Annotated in this window: 20 protein-coding genes; 3 read left to right on the forward strand and 17 right to left on the reverse strand. The window is 41.7% G+C overall.

The features are described from left to right. Positions 1-3: 3 nt before the first annotated feature. The 6 genes from NT178_10500 to NT178_10525 all read right to left on the reverse strand — a co-directional run bounded on the left by NT178_10500 (position 4) and on the right by NT178_10525 (position 6,263). Positions 4-1,113, reverse strand: a complete 1,110-nt coding sequence (locus NT178_10500; protein ID MCX5812958.1) for an ABC transporter permease — start codon at positions 1,111-1,113, stop codon at positions 4-6. Position 1,114: 1 nt separating this feature from the next. Further along, on the reverse strand, positions 1,115-2,053 hold the full coding sequence (locus NT178_10505) for an ABC transporter ATP-binding protein (protein MCX5812959.1): 939 nt from the start codon (positions 2,051-2,053) through the stop codon (positions 1,115-1,117). A gap of 107 nt (positions 2,054-2,160) precedes the next feature. Further along, positions 2,161-3,078: an ABC transporter ATP-binding protein gene (locus NT178_10510; GenBank protein MCX5812960.1), complete on the reverse strand. Its 918-nt coding sequence runs from the start codon at positions 3,076-3,078 to the stop codon at positions 2,161-2,163. A gap of 55 nt (positions 3,079-3,133) precedes the next feature. Then, positions 3,134-4,123, reverse strand: a complete 990-nt coding sequence (locus NT178_10515; protein ID MCX5812961.1) for an efflux RND transporter periplasmic adaptor subunit — start codon at positions 4,121-4,123, stop codon at positions 3,134-3,136. Beyond that, entirely contained in the window at positions 4,120-5,610 is a 1,491-nt protein-coding gene (locus NT178_10520; GenBank protein MCX5812962.1) for a TolC family protein, read from the reverse strand. Before NT178_10520 ends, NT178_10515 begins: the two co-directional genes overlap by 4 nt. Beyond that, complete coding sequence (locus NT178_10525; protein ID MCX5812963.1) at positions 5,607-6,263, reverse strand: CerR family C-terminal domain-containing protein; 657 nt, start codon at positions 6,261-6,263, stop codon at positions 5,607-5,609. The genes NT178_10520 and NT178_10525 overlap by 4 nt, the downstream gene beginning before the upstream one ends. 290 nt (positions 6,264-6,553) lie before the next feature. Between NT178_10525 and NT178_10530 the strand changes: the two genes are divergently transcribed. Next, entirely contained in the window at positions 6,554-7,132 is a 579-nt protein-coding gene (locus NT178_10530) for an ankyrin repeat domain-containing protein (protein MCX5812964.1), read from the forward strand. A gap of 20 nt (positions 7,133-7,152) precedes the next feature. Here NT178_10530 and greA read toward each other — a convergent pair whose 3' ends face one another. From greA to NT178_10545, 3 genes are all read right to left on the reverse strand, one after another. Next, the gene (gene greA / locus NT178_10535; GenBank protein MCX5812965.1) at positions 7,153-7,617 is read right to left on the reverse strand and encodes a transcription elongation factor GreA; all 465 of its coding nucleotides are present in this window, start codon (positions 7,615-7,617) and stop codon (positions 7,153-7,155) included. A gap of 153 nt (positions 7,618-7,770) precedes the next feature. Next, positions 7,771-8,208 (reverse strand): DUF333 domain-containing protein, encoded by a 438-nt coding sequence (locus NT178_10540; protein ID MCX5812966.1) that lies wholly within the window; start codon positions 8,206-8,208, stop codon positions 7,771-7,773. A gap of 51 nt (positions 8,209-8,259) precedes the next feature. Next, entirely contained in the window at positions 8,260-8,649 is a 390-nt protein-coding gene (locus tag NT178_10545) for a pyridoxamine 5'-phosphate oxidase family protein (protein ID MCX5812967.1), read from the reverse strand. Positions 8,650-8,798: 149 nt separating this feature from the next. On the opposite strand from NT178_10545, the gene NT178_10550 reads away from it, so the two are divergent. Both NT178_10550 and NT178_10555 read left to right on the forward strand, forming a co-directional pair. Next, positions 8,799-9,263, forward strand: a complete 465-nt coding sequence (locus NT178_10550) for a putative molybdenum carrier protein (GenBank protein MCX5812968.1) — start codon at positions 8,799-8,801, stop codon at positions 9,261-9,263. A gap of 5 nt (positions 9,264-9,268) precedes the next feature. Continuing rightward, positions 9,269-9,859 carry an HPr family phosphocarrier protein gene (locus NT178_10555; GenBank protein MCX5812969.1) on the forward strand — a complete coding sequence of 197 codons (591 nt, stop codon included), beginning with the start codon at positions 9,269-9,271 and terminating at the stop codon, positions 9,857-9,859. A gap of 203 nt (positions 9,860-10,062) precedes the next feature. Here the strand turns inward: NT178_10555 and mnmE are convergent, their stop codons facing one another. From mnmE to rpe, 8 genes are all read right to left on the reverse strand, one after another. Then, entirely contained in the window at positions 10,063-11,430 is a 1,368-nt protein-coding gene (gene mnmE, locus NT178_10560) for a tRNA uridine-5-carboxymethylaminomethyl(34) synthesis GTPase MnmE (protein ID MCX5812970.1), read from the reverse strand. Further along, positions 11,417-12,124, reverse strand: coding sequence for a Jag N-terminal domain-containing protein (locus NT178_10565; protein ID MCX5812971.1), 708 nt, complete (start codon positions 12,122-12,124; stop codon positions 11,417-11,419). Before NT178_10565 ends, mnmE begins: the two co-directional genes overlap by 14 nt. A 9-nt stretch (positions 12,125-12,133) precedes the next feature. Beyond that, entirely contained in the window at positions 12,134-13,744 is a 1,611-nt protein-coding gene (gene yidC / locus NT178_10570) for a membrane protein insertase YidC (protein MCX5812972.1), read from the reverse strand. 12 nt (positions 13,745-13,756) lie between these two features. Further along, positions 13,757-13,966, reverse strand: a complete 210-nt coding sequence (gene yidD / locus NT178_10575) for a membrane protein insertion efficiency factor YidD (protein MCX5812973.1) — start codon at positions 13,964-13,966, stop codon at positions 13,757-13,759. Then, positions 13,966-14,271 carry a ribonuclease P protein component gene (gene rnpA / locus NT178_10580; protein ID MCX5812974.1) on the reverse strand — a complete coding sequence of 102 codons (306 nt, stop codon included), beginning with the start codon at positions 14,269-14,271 and terminating at the stop codon, positions 13,966-13,968. The genes yidD and rnpA overlap by 1 nt, the downstream gene beginning before the upstream one ends. Positions 14,272-14,387: 116 nt before the next feature. Further along, positions 14,388-14,522 carry a 50S ribosomal protein L34 gene (gene rpmH, locus NT178_10585; protein MCX5812975.1) on the reverse strand — a complete coding sequence of 45 codons (135 nt, stop codon included), beginning with the start codon at positions 14,520-14,522 and terminating at the stop codon, positions 14,388-14,390. A 132-nt stretch (positions 14,523-14,654) separates the two neighbouring features. After that, positions 14,655-15,236, reverse strand: a complete 582-nt coding sequence (locus tag NT178_10590; protein MCX5812976.1) for a DUF3786 domain-containing protein — start codon at positions 15,234-15,236, stop codon at positions 14,655-14,657. 31 nt (positions 15,237-15,267) lie between these two features. Continuing rightward, positions 15,268-15,963 carry a ribulose-phosphate 3-epimerase gene (gene rpe / locus NT178_10595; GenBank protein ID MCX5812977.1) on the reverse strand — a complete coding sequence of 232 codons (696 nt, stop codon included), beginning with the start codon at positions 15,961-15,963 and terminating at the stop codon, positions 15,268-15,270.

Raw genomic sequence — 15,963 nt, forward strand, 5'->3', positions numbered from 1 at the left:
GGTTCATTCTATCCTTTTTTTGAATTTCTTCAAAGCCAGCACAAACACCAAAATGCCAAAGACAGACAGAAGCAATGTCTCCGGCAGCAGAAAAGACAGGGTGTTTCCTTTCAAGAATATCCCCTTGAGTATGGCAACAAAATACCGGGCCGGAAAAATATAAGTTATGATCTGAAGGGGCCTGGGCATGTTGAATATGGAAAACATAAAACCTGACAAAAGCAGCGCAGGCAGATATGACACAATCAAAGATGCCTGACATGCTACGATCTGTGATTTTGTAACAACCGAGATAAGTATACCCATGCTTAAACCGCCAAAAAGGAATATACTGGACAAGGTTATGAGTAAAAAGATGTTGCCTTTAAGGGGAACGCCAAAGAGGTATATAACTATCAGAATTGACATGACCATATCAATTAAGCCGATGAGAAAATACGGTATCAACTTGCCCAGGATCAGCTCCGGCGTTTTCACAGGTGTGGATATGAGCTGTTCCATGGTGCCCCTCTCCCATTCTCTTGCTATGGTGAGTGATGTAAGAAGCGCTGCGATAATTGACATTATAACGGCGATCAGTCCCGGTATGATAAAATTCCTCGATTTCAGCTCAGGGTTGTACCAGACCCTTGTACGGGCATCAATGAGCGGCGTTATTCGGCTGCCTGTAAGTCTGTTGGCATAGATGTCCGATATGCCTGTTATATAACCAAGCGCAATAGTTGCCGTGTTTGAATTGCTCCCGTCAACGACTATCTGAATCTGTGCGTTCCTGCCTGTCCTTATGTTTTTTGAAAAGTCTTCCGGGATGGATATTGCTGCTTTCGCCTTCCCTGAATCAAGATATCTGTTTATTTCATCATGTCTGTCCATATAGCCGACTATAGAAAAATAACCTGATTCTTTAAATTCCCTGATAAATTCCCTGCTCAGACTGCTTTTGTCACGGTCGTAAACCACGGTTGAGAGGTTGTCAACATCGAGAGTAATGGCATATCCAAAGATAAAAAGAAGTATAACGGGCATTAAAAATGCCATGGCAAGGCTTAAAGGGTCGCGCCGTATCTGGATCAACTCCTTTTTAGCGATTGCCTTTATGCGCAACAGTTTCATATCATGCAACCTCTATCAGGGTGACGAATACGTCTTCTAAAGAAGGTACGATCTTTTTTATGCTGCCCACTGTAATACCGGATGTTTTAAGTATCTCTTCAATTTGAGGGAGCGCCGTTCCGGCGTTTTCCACAATTATATGGAGTGTGCTGCCAAAAATAGCTGCCTGAACATTATGCCCCTCCAGCGCCTCCATTGCTTCCACAACCCTGTCAACCTCTATCTCAAGGACATCTCTTGTCATGTATCTACCTTTCAGCTCAGAGGGTTTGCCCTGAGCTATGAGTTTTCCTCTGTAGATCAGACCGAGTCTGTGGCAATATTCCGCTTCATCCATATAGTGGGTCGTCACAAATACAGTAGTCCCTGCCTTTGACATTTCGTTGATAAGTTCCCAGAAACGGCGTCTTGATAAAGGATCAACGCCCGATGTAGGCTCATCAAGGAAAAGTATCGTAGGTTCATGGAGTATTGCGCAGCCCAGGGCAAGTCTCTGCTTGAAACCTCCCGGGAGTTCTTTTGTAATGGCGTCCCGCCGGTCCATGAGCCCTGCCATATCAAGAACCCATTCCTTCCTTGCCATTTTCTTTTCCTTGGGGACACCGTAAATGCCGCTGAAAAAATCTATATTTTCAGCTATCGTGAGATCGTCATAGAGGGAAAACCTCTGGGACATATAACCGATATGTTGTTTTATCTGCTCTGACTGGCGTACGACATCATACCCCCCTAAGGTTCCATTCCCCTCAGTGGGAGCCAGAAGCCCGCAAAGCATCCTGATAGTCGTTGACTTGCCTGCACCGTTCGGTCCGAGGAACCCGTATATCTCACCCTTCATAATACTGAGACTTACATCGTCTACTGCAACGAAATCCCCGAATTTCCGGGTCAAACCTTCAACATTTACCGCAATATCTTCAACAGATTTGTCCTGATTCATTAGATTCCTGTCTCTACTCCTGCTCTAAGGAATTGTTTCAGTTTAATAGGTCCAATAGGAATTATAGTACCTATTAACTGCTGTAGACCCTATTAACTGTTTCTGCTTCATTGCTTCACCATTGAAATAAATACATCCTCTATAGAAGGCAATATCTCCCGGTAATCCTTTATCTCCATGCCTTCAACCTTCAACTTCTCAATAATTTCAAAAACCATGCTCTTTTCCACAAGGGTAATATGGAGCCTGTCGCCGTAGATGCTCACACCCTGAACACCTTTCATGCGAACAACAACCTCCCTTGCAGCATGGGCATCATCACTCCACAGCTCTAACATGGGAAGTTTGATAGCTTTTTTAATTTCAGCAGGTTTGTCCTTTACGAGCAGCTTTCCGTTGTATAAAAGCCCGATCTCCGTACACCGCTCAGCCTCATCCAGATACGCAGTAGAGACAAAGATTGTTACATGCTCTTTCAACAGACCGTAGAGTATTTTCCAGAAATCCCTCCGCGATACCGGATCAACACCGTTTGTCGGCTCATCGAGGAAAAGAATCTCAGGCGTATGGATAAGGGCACAGGCAAGTCCGAGCTTCTGCTTCATCCCTCCGGATAGCTTTCCTGCAAGCCTGTCCGTAAAGGGTGTGAGATTGCTGAAGCCAAGGAGCTGCTCGATCCTTGAAGGCCGCTTGCTTTCAGGGACATCATAAAGGTCTGCGTAAAAAAGAATATTTTCCATAACGGTAAGGTCTTCGTAGAGGCCGAACCGCTGAGACATATAACCGATGTTCTCCTTTATCTGCTCGCCCTCTGTAATAATGGAGCGGGACCCAACCCATGCATCACCGGATGTAGGCTCCATAATAGCGGCAAAGAGTCTCATAACCGTTGTTTTCCCTGCTCCGTCCGGGCCGACAAGACCAAAAAGTTCACCTTTTCTGACTTCAAGGTTGAGGTTATCAACAACTACATTGCCGGCAAAGGTCTTTGTCAGATTTTCAGTTTTTATGGCAATGTCGTTCAATATAAACCTCGTAACATATAATACCCGGTCAACATGGAGGGGGATTCAAAAATCATTACGGCTTTAATTCAATCCTCACATCTGCTGGCATGCCGGGCTTCAATTCATCATTTACATTTTTTACCCTTACTTTCACACCGAATACGAACTTAACCCGCTCTTCCTGCGTCTGAACATTTTTCGGGGTAAATTCCGCCTCGGACGATATAAACGTAACAGTGCCTTCATATACCTTCCCTTTAAATGTATCGACTGTTATTCTTGTCTTTTGCCCCAGTTTTATCCGGCCAAGCTTGTCCTCTTTCACATATACCTTGATCCACGGCTGCTCAAGATCGCCTATCGTTACAACAGGCGTGCCTGAAGCAATAGTCTCACCGGCTTCGACATGCTTCCTCAGTACAACACCGTTCACAGGGGCATAGATCATCGTATCCTTTAACCTTTCCTCTGATGCGGTAAGCGCTGCCCGGGCTTGTTTAACACGGTGTCCCGCGATGTTGATTTCTTCTTTTCTCGGCCCTTCCCTGACGAGGCTCAACACCTCAAGGGCATTCCTGTGGAGGGCTGTACGGGCATCGTAGGCGCTTCTTGCAACATCAAACTGGGATGCAGATATGGCACCATTTTTGTAAAGTATCTCTGCCCTTTCATAATCTTTTTTTACCTTTTGCAGCTCTGCTTCCTGGGCATTCATCTGCGCTTTAGCCTGCTCTATCTCCTGAGAACGGGAACCGGCTGACAGCTCTGCAAGTTTTGTAGTTGCCTCATCCAGGGATGCCCTGCCCTGGGCCACTACTGAAGCGATCTCTGCACTGTCGAGTCTGGCCAGCAGATCACCGGCTTTTACCTTATCGCCTTCATCCACAAGGCGTTCCGTAACCCTGCCGGGTGCTTTAAAGCCCACGTTTGTCTCTGTTACCTCAACATTGCCGGAAAGGATCATTGCCCCGTTGTCTTTTTGCTCTTTGAGGTTATACACGACCAGGAAAGTTATCCCTATGACAATCACAGCTAAAACTATCAAAATTCTCTTTTTCTTCATTTCCCTGCCTCCCCGTCATCCCTGTCTTCGCCAATAGCCTTCCTCAAATAAGCAATGGCAGTCTCTCCATCAAAAATTGCCTGATAATAATCCGTTTCCGCCCTTAAGAGGGTTGTCTGCGCATCAATTACATCCTGGCTCATACCGGTACCTGTATCATATTTGAGTAATTCTATTCTGAGGTTTTCGCGTGCGCTCTCAATGGCCTTTCGGGTAACTTCTAACCTCTCCTGTACATTTGCAATGCTCAGATGGGCATCTCTCACCTCACGGGTTATGGCGTGCTTTAACGAGCGTTCTTCCTCTTTTGCCTTTTCCAGTTGCACCTTTTCCCTGTTTATCTCCGATTTTATAGACCCGCCGTCCATAATGGGCATCGTCAATTTCACGCCGTAATACCAGTTCTCTCTGAATCCGGTGTCACTGCCGGCAGCACCGCCATACTGGCCGGCTACAAAAATATCAGGGAGTCTCCTGCCTTCAGCTATCTTTATTCGTTCTTCACTGATAAGCCTCTTTTTGGCAGCGGCTTTATAATCCGGTCTCCTAGATAATGCCATGTCCGCGCTTTCTGCAAGGGCAGGACGGGATACATCCGCAGTCTTTTCATGAACAATGGAAATCCTGACGTTCATATCGTCCATACCCATGAGGGTCTTTAAAAGCTCGTAGGCGCTTGCAAGGCTGTTCTTTACAAGAAGTCTGTTTTCCATCGCATGGGCAAGCTCAACTTCTGTCTTAAGCAGATCGAGCCTCGGCGCAACACCTGTTTTAAGATAGACCTCCACGTTTCCTTTATGCACCTCAAGCTGTTTCACCGATGCATCATTGGCAAGAAGTAGTTTTTCAAGCTGTGCAATCTTGTAATATATGCTTGAGATGTTATAAACAAGCTCCTGCTTACTCATCCTGTAATTGTCCTCGGCAACCGTCTTTTTCATTTCAGCTACATTTACACCCCTGAAGAGTCTTCCACCCTTGAATATAGGTAGCTTGAAGGAAACACCGGCATCCCATAAGGTACTTCTGAATAAAGGAAAATCAGTTCCCGGACCTATAGGCGGCACTATTACAATGGGCGTGAGAGGGGTATCATAACGATACCGGGTAATGCCGCCGCCTGCATCGATCTTCGGCATTCTGTCAGCCTTTGCCGAGTCTATCCCGTACGTTTCCGCTTCTATATCCTTTGCAGCTATCCTGATCCTCGGATTGTTTTTCATGGCATATCTGATTAACATTGAAAGCGTATATTTATTGCAATCCTCTCCGGTCAGGGATTTATCTCCTGACAACCCTGCCGTGTTGGCCGACAGGTAATGCTGCCCCGTTTCCTGTGCATAAGAAGGGGCATGATGCGCCGTACAGATCAGGACAATAATAATAACAGCAATGCATTTAACCATATTTATTCTTTTTTTGATCAACATTTCAGTACCATTCCCTTTCATTTGCCCTTTCATTTGCCCTTTCATTTGCCCTTTCATTTGCCTTCTCCTTCAACATGCCCGCCGAGAGATTTGATTGCCTCTACTGAAAATACGGTTATATGGTCTGCTATAGATTCTATCTCCTCTGTCCTGAAGTTGTCCTGGTGAAAAAGTTTCTTGATTACATGCTTTGCATAAACAAAAAAAAGACACTGGCTGACTATGCTTAAACAACAAAAACGAATTGTCTCTTCGCTCGACGGTTTTTGAAGTATTTTCTGTGCAACAGAAGAAAGAAATACAAAAGTAGGCTGTATCGTTTCTTCAATCAGGATATCAAGCGCCTTCGTAGGTTCCATATACTCCCTTGCAACAAGTTTCCCGAACCAGGAATACTGGCCTTCTTCAAGCGTCCGAAAGAGAAAGGATCTTATAAAAAACCTGAGATGTTCTTCCGGGGTTTTATGTTCATCTATCCGGAGATCGAGGGGATATTTTTGAAAAGCCACCTCCCGCCAATATTTCAAAACTGAGACGTAAAGACTCTCCTTGTCACCGAAATGATAATTTACGGCAGCAATATTTACATTGGCCTTCTTACATATATCCCTCACCGTTGCATTTCTGAATCCGTTTTCGGCAAAAGCTTCTCCGGATGCTTCAAGAATACGTTCACGTGTACTTAGGCTGATTTGTTTACTATTCTCCATAAACCTCATTTATAAACATTTGTTTTAATTATATGTTTAAAACAATTGTTTTATTTTGTCAAGTATTCTTTCAAAGAAGGTGCGCAAATAATTTTCTTCCTTTTGAGGGCAGTCATTGTTATATTTCTATAGTTTATTATAGATTTATGCTTACGGAAGGAGCAAGGTGGTATATATTAATAGTACCACAGGTTTACCAGTGGGAATCTGTAAATGGAAAAGGGATAAAAACAACTTTTTTCTGGAAATGATTGCATGGGTTTTTTCAGGAACAGTGAGGTATATTTAACATGGACAATCGATTACCTGATTTATTGAAAGCTTGTGAGAAAGGCGATTCGGCAACTGTAAGGATTATGTTGGGCAGGGGCGCCGACATAAATGTGGCGGACAATAATGGATCGACTCCGATCTTCTATGCTTCTATGTATGGTTTTGCCGATACGGCAAGGGTACTTATCGATCATAACGCAGATATTAACGCAAAGAATAATCTCGGCAATACACCCCTCATGTATGCATGCACATCAGGTCACGCAAACGTTGTTAAGTTACTGCTGTCCAGAAATACCGATGCAAATCTAAAAGACAAGTTTGACGATACCTGTATCATCATTGCAAGCAAAAGAGGCTACATAGAAGTTGTGAAACTGCTTGCTGCCTATAAAGCGGATTTAAACGCCAGGGACAGGCACGGCAATACCTCTCTGATGCATGCCTGCCTGAGTTCACACACGGGAATAGCCGCTTTTCTCATAGAAAACAACGCCGACCTGTCGGCTGCCAACGACAAAAATCAAACTGTCCTCGATATTGCCGTCAAGATGAGACTTGATAAGATAGCTGATGTTATAAAGAAGAAAACATAAAGGCAGGATCAATACAAAACTTACATAATTTTGATGATTTCATAAGTCCGTTTACCTCCAGGGGCAGAAAAATTCACTTCATCTCCTACAGATTTGCCCATTAATGCCCTGCCGAGAGGCGAACTCATGGAAATTTTACCATTTTGGATATCGGATTCGTAGGGACCTACCAATTGATAAACCACCTCTTCGTCGGTATCAAGATTCATCAGGGTAATATTGCATCCGAATTCAACGTTTTCACCTCCAGCCTTTTTCACGTCTACAACTTCTGAATTCGTGATCATCACTTCTACTTCGGCAATCTTTTTCTGGAGGAACTGGTATTCCTCTTTTGCAGCATCCAATTCGGCATTTTCCGAAATATCACCATGAGCCCTTGCCTCTTCTATCGCAAGTATAATTTTCGGCCTTTTGACGGTAAGCAGCAACTCGCGTTCTTTCTTCAGATTTTCATAGCCTTCACGTGTAATAGGTGATTTCATATCGACCCCCAATATAATCCGAGCATAAAAAACAATAACACTGTTTCATGCAGATTTTCAATACGTTTCAACTCATATCCCTGCATCTTAAGGGAAAATCAGCATTATCGCCTGCCGGGATTGTAGTAGATTTATTAGAATTCAATTACAGAATTACTTTGATGTTTTGTCCGTTCCGATGCATTTTCCATCGTAATAATCCCACACATTACACATACTTCCATTTTTAAAGGTACAGTTTCCCTGTTCATTATCCATGTTGTTATTCCCTGTAGCTGTATACATTCCCCCTGTAATCACACAAATTCTTGCAGCAGGGGTTACATAACCGGTAACCTTTACACCGCCTACAGGGCATTCTCCTCTGAACATAGCCCATTCCTCGCACTGACGGTTCTCTTTAAATATGCAAATACCGTATTCTCCTCCATCACCCCTTTTTTGGATAGAGAGTGTTCCGCCCTTGTTTACGCAGTTGACTGAAGCTGGATTGGCAATAGCAGCCTTATTCATACCGGCGCATCCAACGGGGAAGACGATTGCTAAAATAAGAAATGTAATTGAAGTAAAAATAACAACTAATTTTTTCATATAAACCCTCCGGATACAGTTACTATATCCTTACTACCTTCAGGAGTATTATTATTTCTCCTGCTCGCCAATCAACGGCAGCACCTTGTCTATGCGGAAATAAACGAGATAGCGTTTTTCCTTCTGCTGGTCTTCTGGTACTGTGTAAGATTTTCTCCATCTTATTTTTGCAATGGCTTCTGGATCGGTTTCTTCTTTAATCCTGGAAAGATACAATCTTTTTCCAACGAACTTTTCTCCAGCCTCTATGAAAATATATGCAGCATGAGGGTTTGACCTTAAATTTTCATGGGTCAGACGTTCAGTCATAATATATGCAATAGTTTCCTCATCGATGAAATGTGGCCTCGAATAAATAGCCACATTTACCTTTCCCTCTGAATCTGCCGTTGCCAGTACTCCATAGCCGGTTACATTTTCAAAATATTCACTGAGATCCATCAATGCCCTCCTGTATAATCCGAAAGTAATGTAAATATATATTCATTATAGCAAGATTTCATCTATAGACAATGATTTTTTAACATAGGCCTTATCATATAAATAAAGTTTCTGTTGCTAAAGACACCTATATTCATTATGTTATATTAATGAAGATCATCTCAGGTTGCCAGACAGGCGTTGACAGAGCGGCCATCGATGTCGCAATAGAGATAGGCTTGGATTATGGGGGTTCTGTTCCCAGAGGAAGGCTGGCAGAAGACGGGGCGATAGACAAGAAATATGATAAACTTACGGAACTTGAGACAGACCGTTATGAATCCCGTACTGAAAAAAATGTGGTGGACACAGATGCAACATTGATATTTACTGTAGGCGCCCCTTTAGGGGGCACTGCATTGACAATAGAATGCGCTAAAAAGCATAGGAAACAATATCTCCTTATTGACCTTGAAAAAAAGCCCGATAATGAGATAATTGAATCGATTCAAACATGGTTATCCGATAATCAGCCTGAGATCCTGAATGTAGCAGGACCGAGGGAGTCATCAGCGCCCGGCATATATGAAAGGGTTTTTATTATCCTGTATAATATTTATGATCCCTTGACATAAAACAGATGAAAGAAGAAATTAACCTTATCCCCTCTGAATTGAAGGCAATTGAAGAACATAAGTGGTACCTCTCTGAACAGCAGGGGAAGGAGGTATCCTTTGAAGAAGCTTTAAGAGATTTTCTGGATAACTACGAAGCCGACTGGATGAGGGAAAAGCAATGTTTGGACTGCAAAGAACAGGCAGATCAGATATTACAATACAAATGGCTTCGTTCAGAACAGGAAGGCTATGATATCGGCAAAGATACAGCTTCCAAGGAATGGATAAGCAAGTATGCCCATATATGGCGAGAAGAAAAAGAAAGCCTTGAGGCCAACGGTTTTACCAAAATGCATATAAAAACAGGAAAAGAAAAGCAAATAAAGACAATCGTCCTATCGGATATTGCACATAATTATGATTGTGAAATATATATAAATAAAGACAGAATGAAATTCCATAACTTTATTATTGCCGGAAGAAAAAACTTAAATATAAAGTCAATCCTTTGTCCTGTTTTGTTGGATTTTTCTAAAGATGAGGAAGTGCGTTTTTTGGCGACCGGCTCAAGAGTTGAAGAAGCGCTGGCATCAATCAGAGAGATAATAGTTTAAAACCTTGATACTATTTTTAATTGCCGCAGGTTCATACCCCGAAGCTTGCTTAGATATTGCTTCAGGTTGTTTTCTCGTTTTTGATACCCGGTGGCTTGCCGCGGGGTGATTCATTCCACCGGATAGATTCCCTACAACCTTCTGCGAAAGTTTTTTTAGTTTTTGTCTTTGATATTATAGTCCGCTTGCGGCAGGGCGGCAATTCATTTGCCGATACAAAATCTGGTAAAAATGCCCTGTAAAATCTCGTCAGGACATGTCTCGCCTGTAATTTCACCAAGACGCAATAGGGATTCCTGAAGTTCAAAAGCCGTAAACTCTAAAGGCTCCTGTTCTATTATACATGTAATTGCCCTACTGATGGCTTCTGCCGTCTTTTCGAGCGCATCCCTGTGCCTCATGTTCGTGATAAGCACATCGCCCCTTTTGAAACCTTTCTTCATCAGCCTTACATATATTTCATCTTTAAGCTCTTCGAATCCTATATCTTTTAATGCTGATATTTCAATCCATTGCAGGTTTCCGGATTTCAAAATAGTCTTCTCAAGCCTTTGTGTCAGGTCAATTTTATTTATAACGGGTACAACTGGCATCCCCTTGATTTTAGTTAAGATATCCTCGTCTTCCGAAGTATATGTTTCGGAGCCGTCGAGTACCCAAATGATGAGGTCTGTTTTAGGGATTTTCTGATTTACCCTCTCTACACCTTCTCTTTCAACTGCATCCCTGGGTTTCCGTAATCCCGCCGTATCAATTATCTTTACCTTTATGCCTTTTATATGAAAAGTATCTTCTATCAGATCACGCGTGGTTCCCGGGATTGGCGTAACAATCGCTTTCTCTTTGAGTAGGAGGGCATTCAAAAGGCTCGATTTGCCGACATTCGGCTTTCCCACGATGAGGACCTCCAGACCATGTTTGATTGCCTTGCCTTCATAATAAGAATTTACCAGTGTTTCAATCTCCTGCTTTGTCTTTCTCAGCCTTAAAAGAATTCCATTTTTATCTATCTCTACATCTTCTTCAGGAAATTCTATAAATGCATCTATTTCGATCAGCGCTTCTTTAATATCCCCCTTCAAAACATTAACTTTCCGGGATAATTTCCCCTCCAGTTGGTCAATAGCGTTTTTTAATTCTTCATCCGTTTCGCTCTGAATGATATCAAGAACAGATTCAGCCTGAAGCAGGTCTATCCTGCCATTGAGAAACGCCCTTTTTGTAAATTCACCCGGTTCGGCAAGCCTTGCGCCTTGCGCGATCATGATGGCCAGAATGCTCTTCAGGGTGGCATACCCGCCATGAGAGTAGACCTCTGCAATATCCTCTTTTGTGAAAGTATTCGGTGCATGCATGAATACCACAAATACTTCATCAACTATATTGTTGTTGTCCGGATTTGTAATGTGCCCGAGGTATAAGGTGCGTGGTTGATAAAAGCTATTTTTTTGATTTGGCTTAAATATCTTTTTCAGTATAGGGTGGGCAAACTGCCCGCTCATCCTAACTACGCCGATTCCTCCCTCGCCTACAGGGGTAGAAATGGCGCATATAGTATCATCTTTTTCCATTCATATTCTTTTTTCTGAGGGAAATGACTACCCTTTTCGTATGTCCTTCACCCTCGCTTTTGGTGTTCACATTTCTGTTGTTTTTAAAAAGCGTATGCACTACCCTTCTCTCGTACGGATTCAGCGGGTCTGTTTTTTGGATTCTGCCGGTCCTTTTAACTTTATCTGCCAGCCTTTTTACCATGATTGTCAGGCCTTTTTTCCGTTTTTCTCTGTAGCCGTTAATATCGACGAGAAGTTTCAATCCCTGCTTATATCGCTTTGCAATGGCAAGTCTGAGGATATGCTGGAGCGCTTCAAGCGTCTCACCGTCTTTGCCTATCAGAATGTCCCCGTGGTCACATTGTACAAGAAACATTAGTCTCTCGGGTGTATTTGTGACTTTTACATTGAAATCCAGATCGACGAATTTGCTTAACTCCTCCAAAAAAAACTTGCCATATTCTTCAGGGGTGTCCGTCTTGGGGGCGTCTAAATCAGGGACATCTGTCTTTGGTGTGTCTGCCCTAAGAGAGCCTGTCTTTTTAATCCTTGCCGTAATTCTTACTTTTTTGCTGCCGAGAAAACCAAGGATACCCTTTGTATCGATTTCCTTAACGTCTATTTCAAGGTCTCTTTCTTCGGCATTTAATTCAAGCAAAGCCTTTCTGATCGCATCTTCGTAAGTTTTGCCTTCTACTTCTATAAAATCCATGTTGCCCCCTCACGAGACTTTTTTATTAATGTAGTATTGTTGTCCTATGGATATTACGTTATTCACCAGCCAGTACAGGACGAGTCCCGCAGGGAAACCCCAGAACAGGAAGGTAAAGAGCACAGGCATGAAGAGCATCATCTTTTCCTGCATCGGGTCGGCAGTAGTTGGGGTCATTTTCTGCTGAATGACCTGAGTAACACCCATAACTAAAGGCAGAATTCTTATCGGTAACGAATATCCAAGAACACTGAAAGAAAATAAATCTTCCGGCGCAGAAAGATCATTAATCCAAAACATAAATGGTGCGTGACGAAGCTCTATTGCGCTGGACAATGCTTTATATAAAGCAAAAAATACAGGAATCTGGATAATCATCGGAAGGCATCCCCCCATAGGATTTACACCCTGTGTTTTGTACATGCCCATCATCTCCTGGTTTAACTTCTGCTTGTCATCCTTAAATTTCTCCCTCAATTTTTGAATCTGCGGCTGCAACTTCTTCATCTTATTCATTGACTGGTAGCTCTTAAGGCTCAAAGGATAAAAAATGATCTTTATTAATATTGTCAGAAGAATAATGTCTATCCCATAGTTATGTGTTACTTTGTTGCTATAGTTCATGCCAAGAATAAGCGGTTTTGCGATAACGTCAAACCATCCGAAATCTATTATTTTTTCAGCTTTTATATTGAGATTTTTCAATATATCGCTCTGTTTTGGACCAAAGTATAATTTTGCAGAAATATTCTCTTTATCCATGTGCAACCTGAGAACAGGGTCGCCGGCTTCGGTTTTTAAGATCGTAAGAGGCACCCTGGAATTATCCTGGGGTATATAAATAAAGGCAAAAAATCCTTCGTCGAGACCGGCATATACAAAATTTTTGTCAATCTCTATGTTCTTTTCAATCTTTTCTATCTGCTCAAATTTTTTACCATTAAAAACAAATGGTCCCTTAAAGGTATAGTCTGACGTTTTTTTGTGATTGATAACCGCGAAATCAAGGCGAGTCTTGTTTTTATCGGCGTCCTGCACTTCGATGTTCATATCGATTGTATAAGTATCAGGATAAAATGTATATGTTTTTTTAACTTTTTTGCCGTCACTAAGCATGCCGGTAAATACAACTTTCTCCAGTTTATCTTTTATTGTCACATTCTCCCTGTCCGGCTTGAAGTTTGTTCTATCGTCTATCGTTTCATTGTTAACAACTCTTGCGATCGTGGGAAGATATATATAAGGGGATATATCTTCAATAATCTCTTTATCCTTGTCATCTTTTACGGTCTCTTTATATTTTTTTAATTTTACGTTTTTTATCCCTCCCCCGAAGTCCGTCAATGTGACTTTAAGGAAAGGCGTCTCGACAAGTACATCTTTTGGGGGTTTTGCTTCAGTTTTAGGTTTAGCTATAATGCCCTTTATTTTTTGTTTAGCCTCCCCTTTTTGTATCTCTTCTTTGGCTTTCGCCTGTGTCTGATCTTTTTTATCTTCTTTTACCTGCTCTTTTTTTTGTGGCTGCTCAACCGGCTGCTGTGGTTTTGGAGCAAAATATGTCTGAAACACAAAAAGTATGACAACTGTCAGAATCAGAGCTATTATTGTACGTTTTTCCATTCAATGCCTCCGCTATTTAACCGGATCATATCCGCCGGGATACAAGGGGTTACACTTTAAAATTCTTTTTAATCCCTGCAGTATGCCTGAACCAAGGCCCTTTTTCTCTATCGCTTCTTTCATGTAACATGAGCAGGTAGGATAAAACCGACATTCAGTGGGGATAAAAGGAGATAGGAAAATACTGTATATATCTATTAAGCGTATAACATATTTTTTCATTATCGGGTATTTCCACTTAATAATTCTTGCAATTCACTATTTATATCACTCCATGTCAGCTTTTGGGGTGGTTTCTTTACCTTAATAAGGTGGTTATAACAATCTTTAAAAAGTGACTTATTCAGTCTGAAATATTCCTTTATCAGTCTCCTCATCCGATTTCTGAAAACTGCCCCCCCTACCTTTTTCCTTATCGTTACCCCAAGCTTTTTTATACTGTTTTGATCTTTATATAATAAAAGTATAAAATGGTGTGTTTCCGCATCCTTTACCCATTTTATACCCCGAAAATCCTTTTTATTCAATCGTTCTTTTTTTGTAAGACAGTATTCCATTTGCATCGGCTATCATGTGATATTTCAGGAGCTTATGAATAATTGCCCTAATTTACTGATTACCCGCTATCCATCACGCAAGGATATTATACAGTCAGTTGTTTTCTTCCTTTAGCCCGTCTTCTTCTAATAACTTCCCTTCCGGAAGCTGTCCTCATTCTCACAAGAAAACCATGTGTTCTTCTCATGCTTTTATTGTGAGGCTGGTACGTTCTTTTCATGCTTTCACCTCAATTCTCTCTGAAGTTATTACTTATTGAAGTTATTACTTAAACATAAAAAGTCTAAGAAAGTCAATAACCATAAATGCGCGGTCGGCACCACCACCTATGTACATGCTTCTTCTGCTTTTTTTAAACCCTGCAATGCCTTAATCTGGCTTCTTTTATTATCCTTGTTGATGCGAGCTTTGATATGACCGTTATATCTTCAAGTGGAAGGTATCCGGTAATGGAAGGATCAAAAAGCATTTTTAAAGAAGGCTGGAATTCTTCATCACCTTCCCATAGAATAAAGGTAATCGGTATTCGCGGAAGGGCATAGAGAGTAAAAGATGCATCACCATAATCTTCTTTTATTCCTCCCAGGGATTCACCGGTCTCAAGAAAAACATACTTATCAAATCCAAAGGCTGTTATAAGAGGGCGGGCAACCCTCTGTTCAAAAACAGGCAAATATCCCGCTAATCCGGGTATATCTCCATAGGATATTTTATCAACCCCGGGTAAGGAACCGCCGGCAGCATTAATGTAGTGAAGAATAATGATCTTTGTAACAAGGGTAACATTTGAACCTTTTGAACTTTTGAACAAAAATTCAGGTATCTCCAGCGTAATCATCTCATCAAAATACGGTACATCAACGCTATATTGATCCTGTATGCTCTCATAGGTAACTCCGGCATTGATAAATCGGGCTTCGCAATTTGAGTTCAAAAGGGTTCTGCAGGCAATCTCAAAAACCTTTTTATATATTTTTTGTTTTTTTAGATCCAGGCTTCACCTCTTCGACGTTTTTCCTGATTTCATCTATTTTTTGCTTATAATTTTTGCTGTGAAATATCTCTGTACCCATAACTAATATATTTGCACCTGCATTAACAACCTTTCTCGCATTTGAAGCCTTTAAGCCACCATCTACCTGAAGATCGATTGCTTTCCCGGTTTTTTTTATCATCTCTCGGGCCTTTACAATTTTTCTATCCATGGAAGTTATGTATGACTGCCCGCTGAATCCTGGGTTAACCGTCATAATGAGCAACAGATCCGCCTCAGGAAGGACATAATCGAGCATTTCAAGCGGTGTAGATGGATTCAGCGTTATGCCTGCCTTTACGCCCCTTGATTTAATCACATCTATCGTTTTCAAAATGTGAGGGTCAGTCTCAATATGCACCGTTATAATATCGGCTCCTGCATCAACAAAGGCATTTATAAACTTTTCAGGATGCTCGATCATCAAGTGAACATCAAGAGTTTTTTTTGTAATTTTCCTTATGGCCTCTACGAATATCGGGCCGATTGTTATGTTAGGAACAAAATGGCCATCCATTACGTCTATATGTATAAGATCTGCTCCGGCTTTTTCGACCGATTCTATTTCCTTTTCAAGTGTTAAAAAATTACATGACAGGATTGATGGGGCTATCTGGATTTTATTCAT

Source organism: Pseudomonadota bacterium (genome assembly GCA_026388255.1).
Classification (GTDB): Bacteria; Desulfobacterota; Syntrophorhabdia; order Syntrophorhabdales; family Syntrophorhabdaceae; genus JAPLKB01.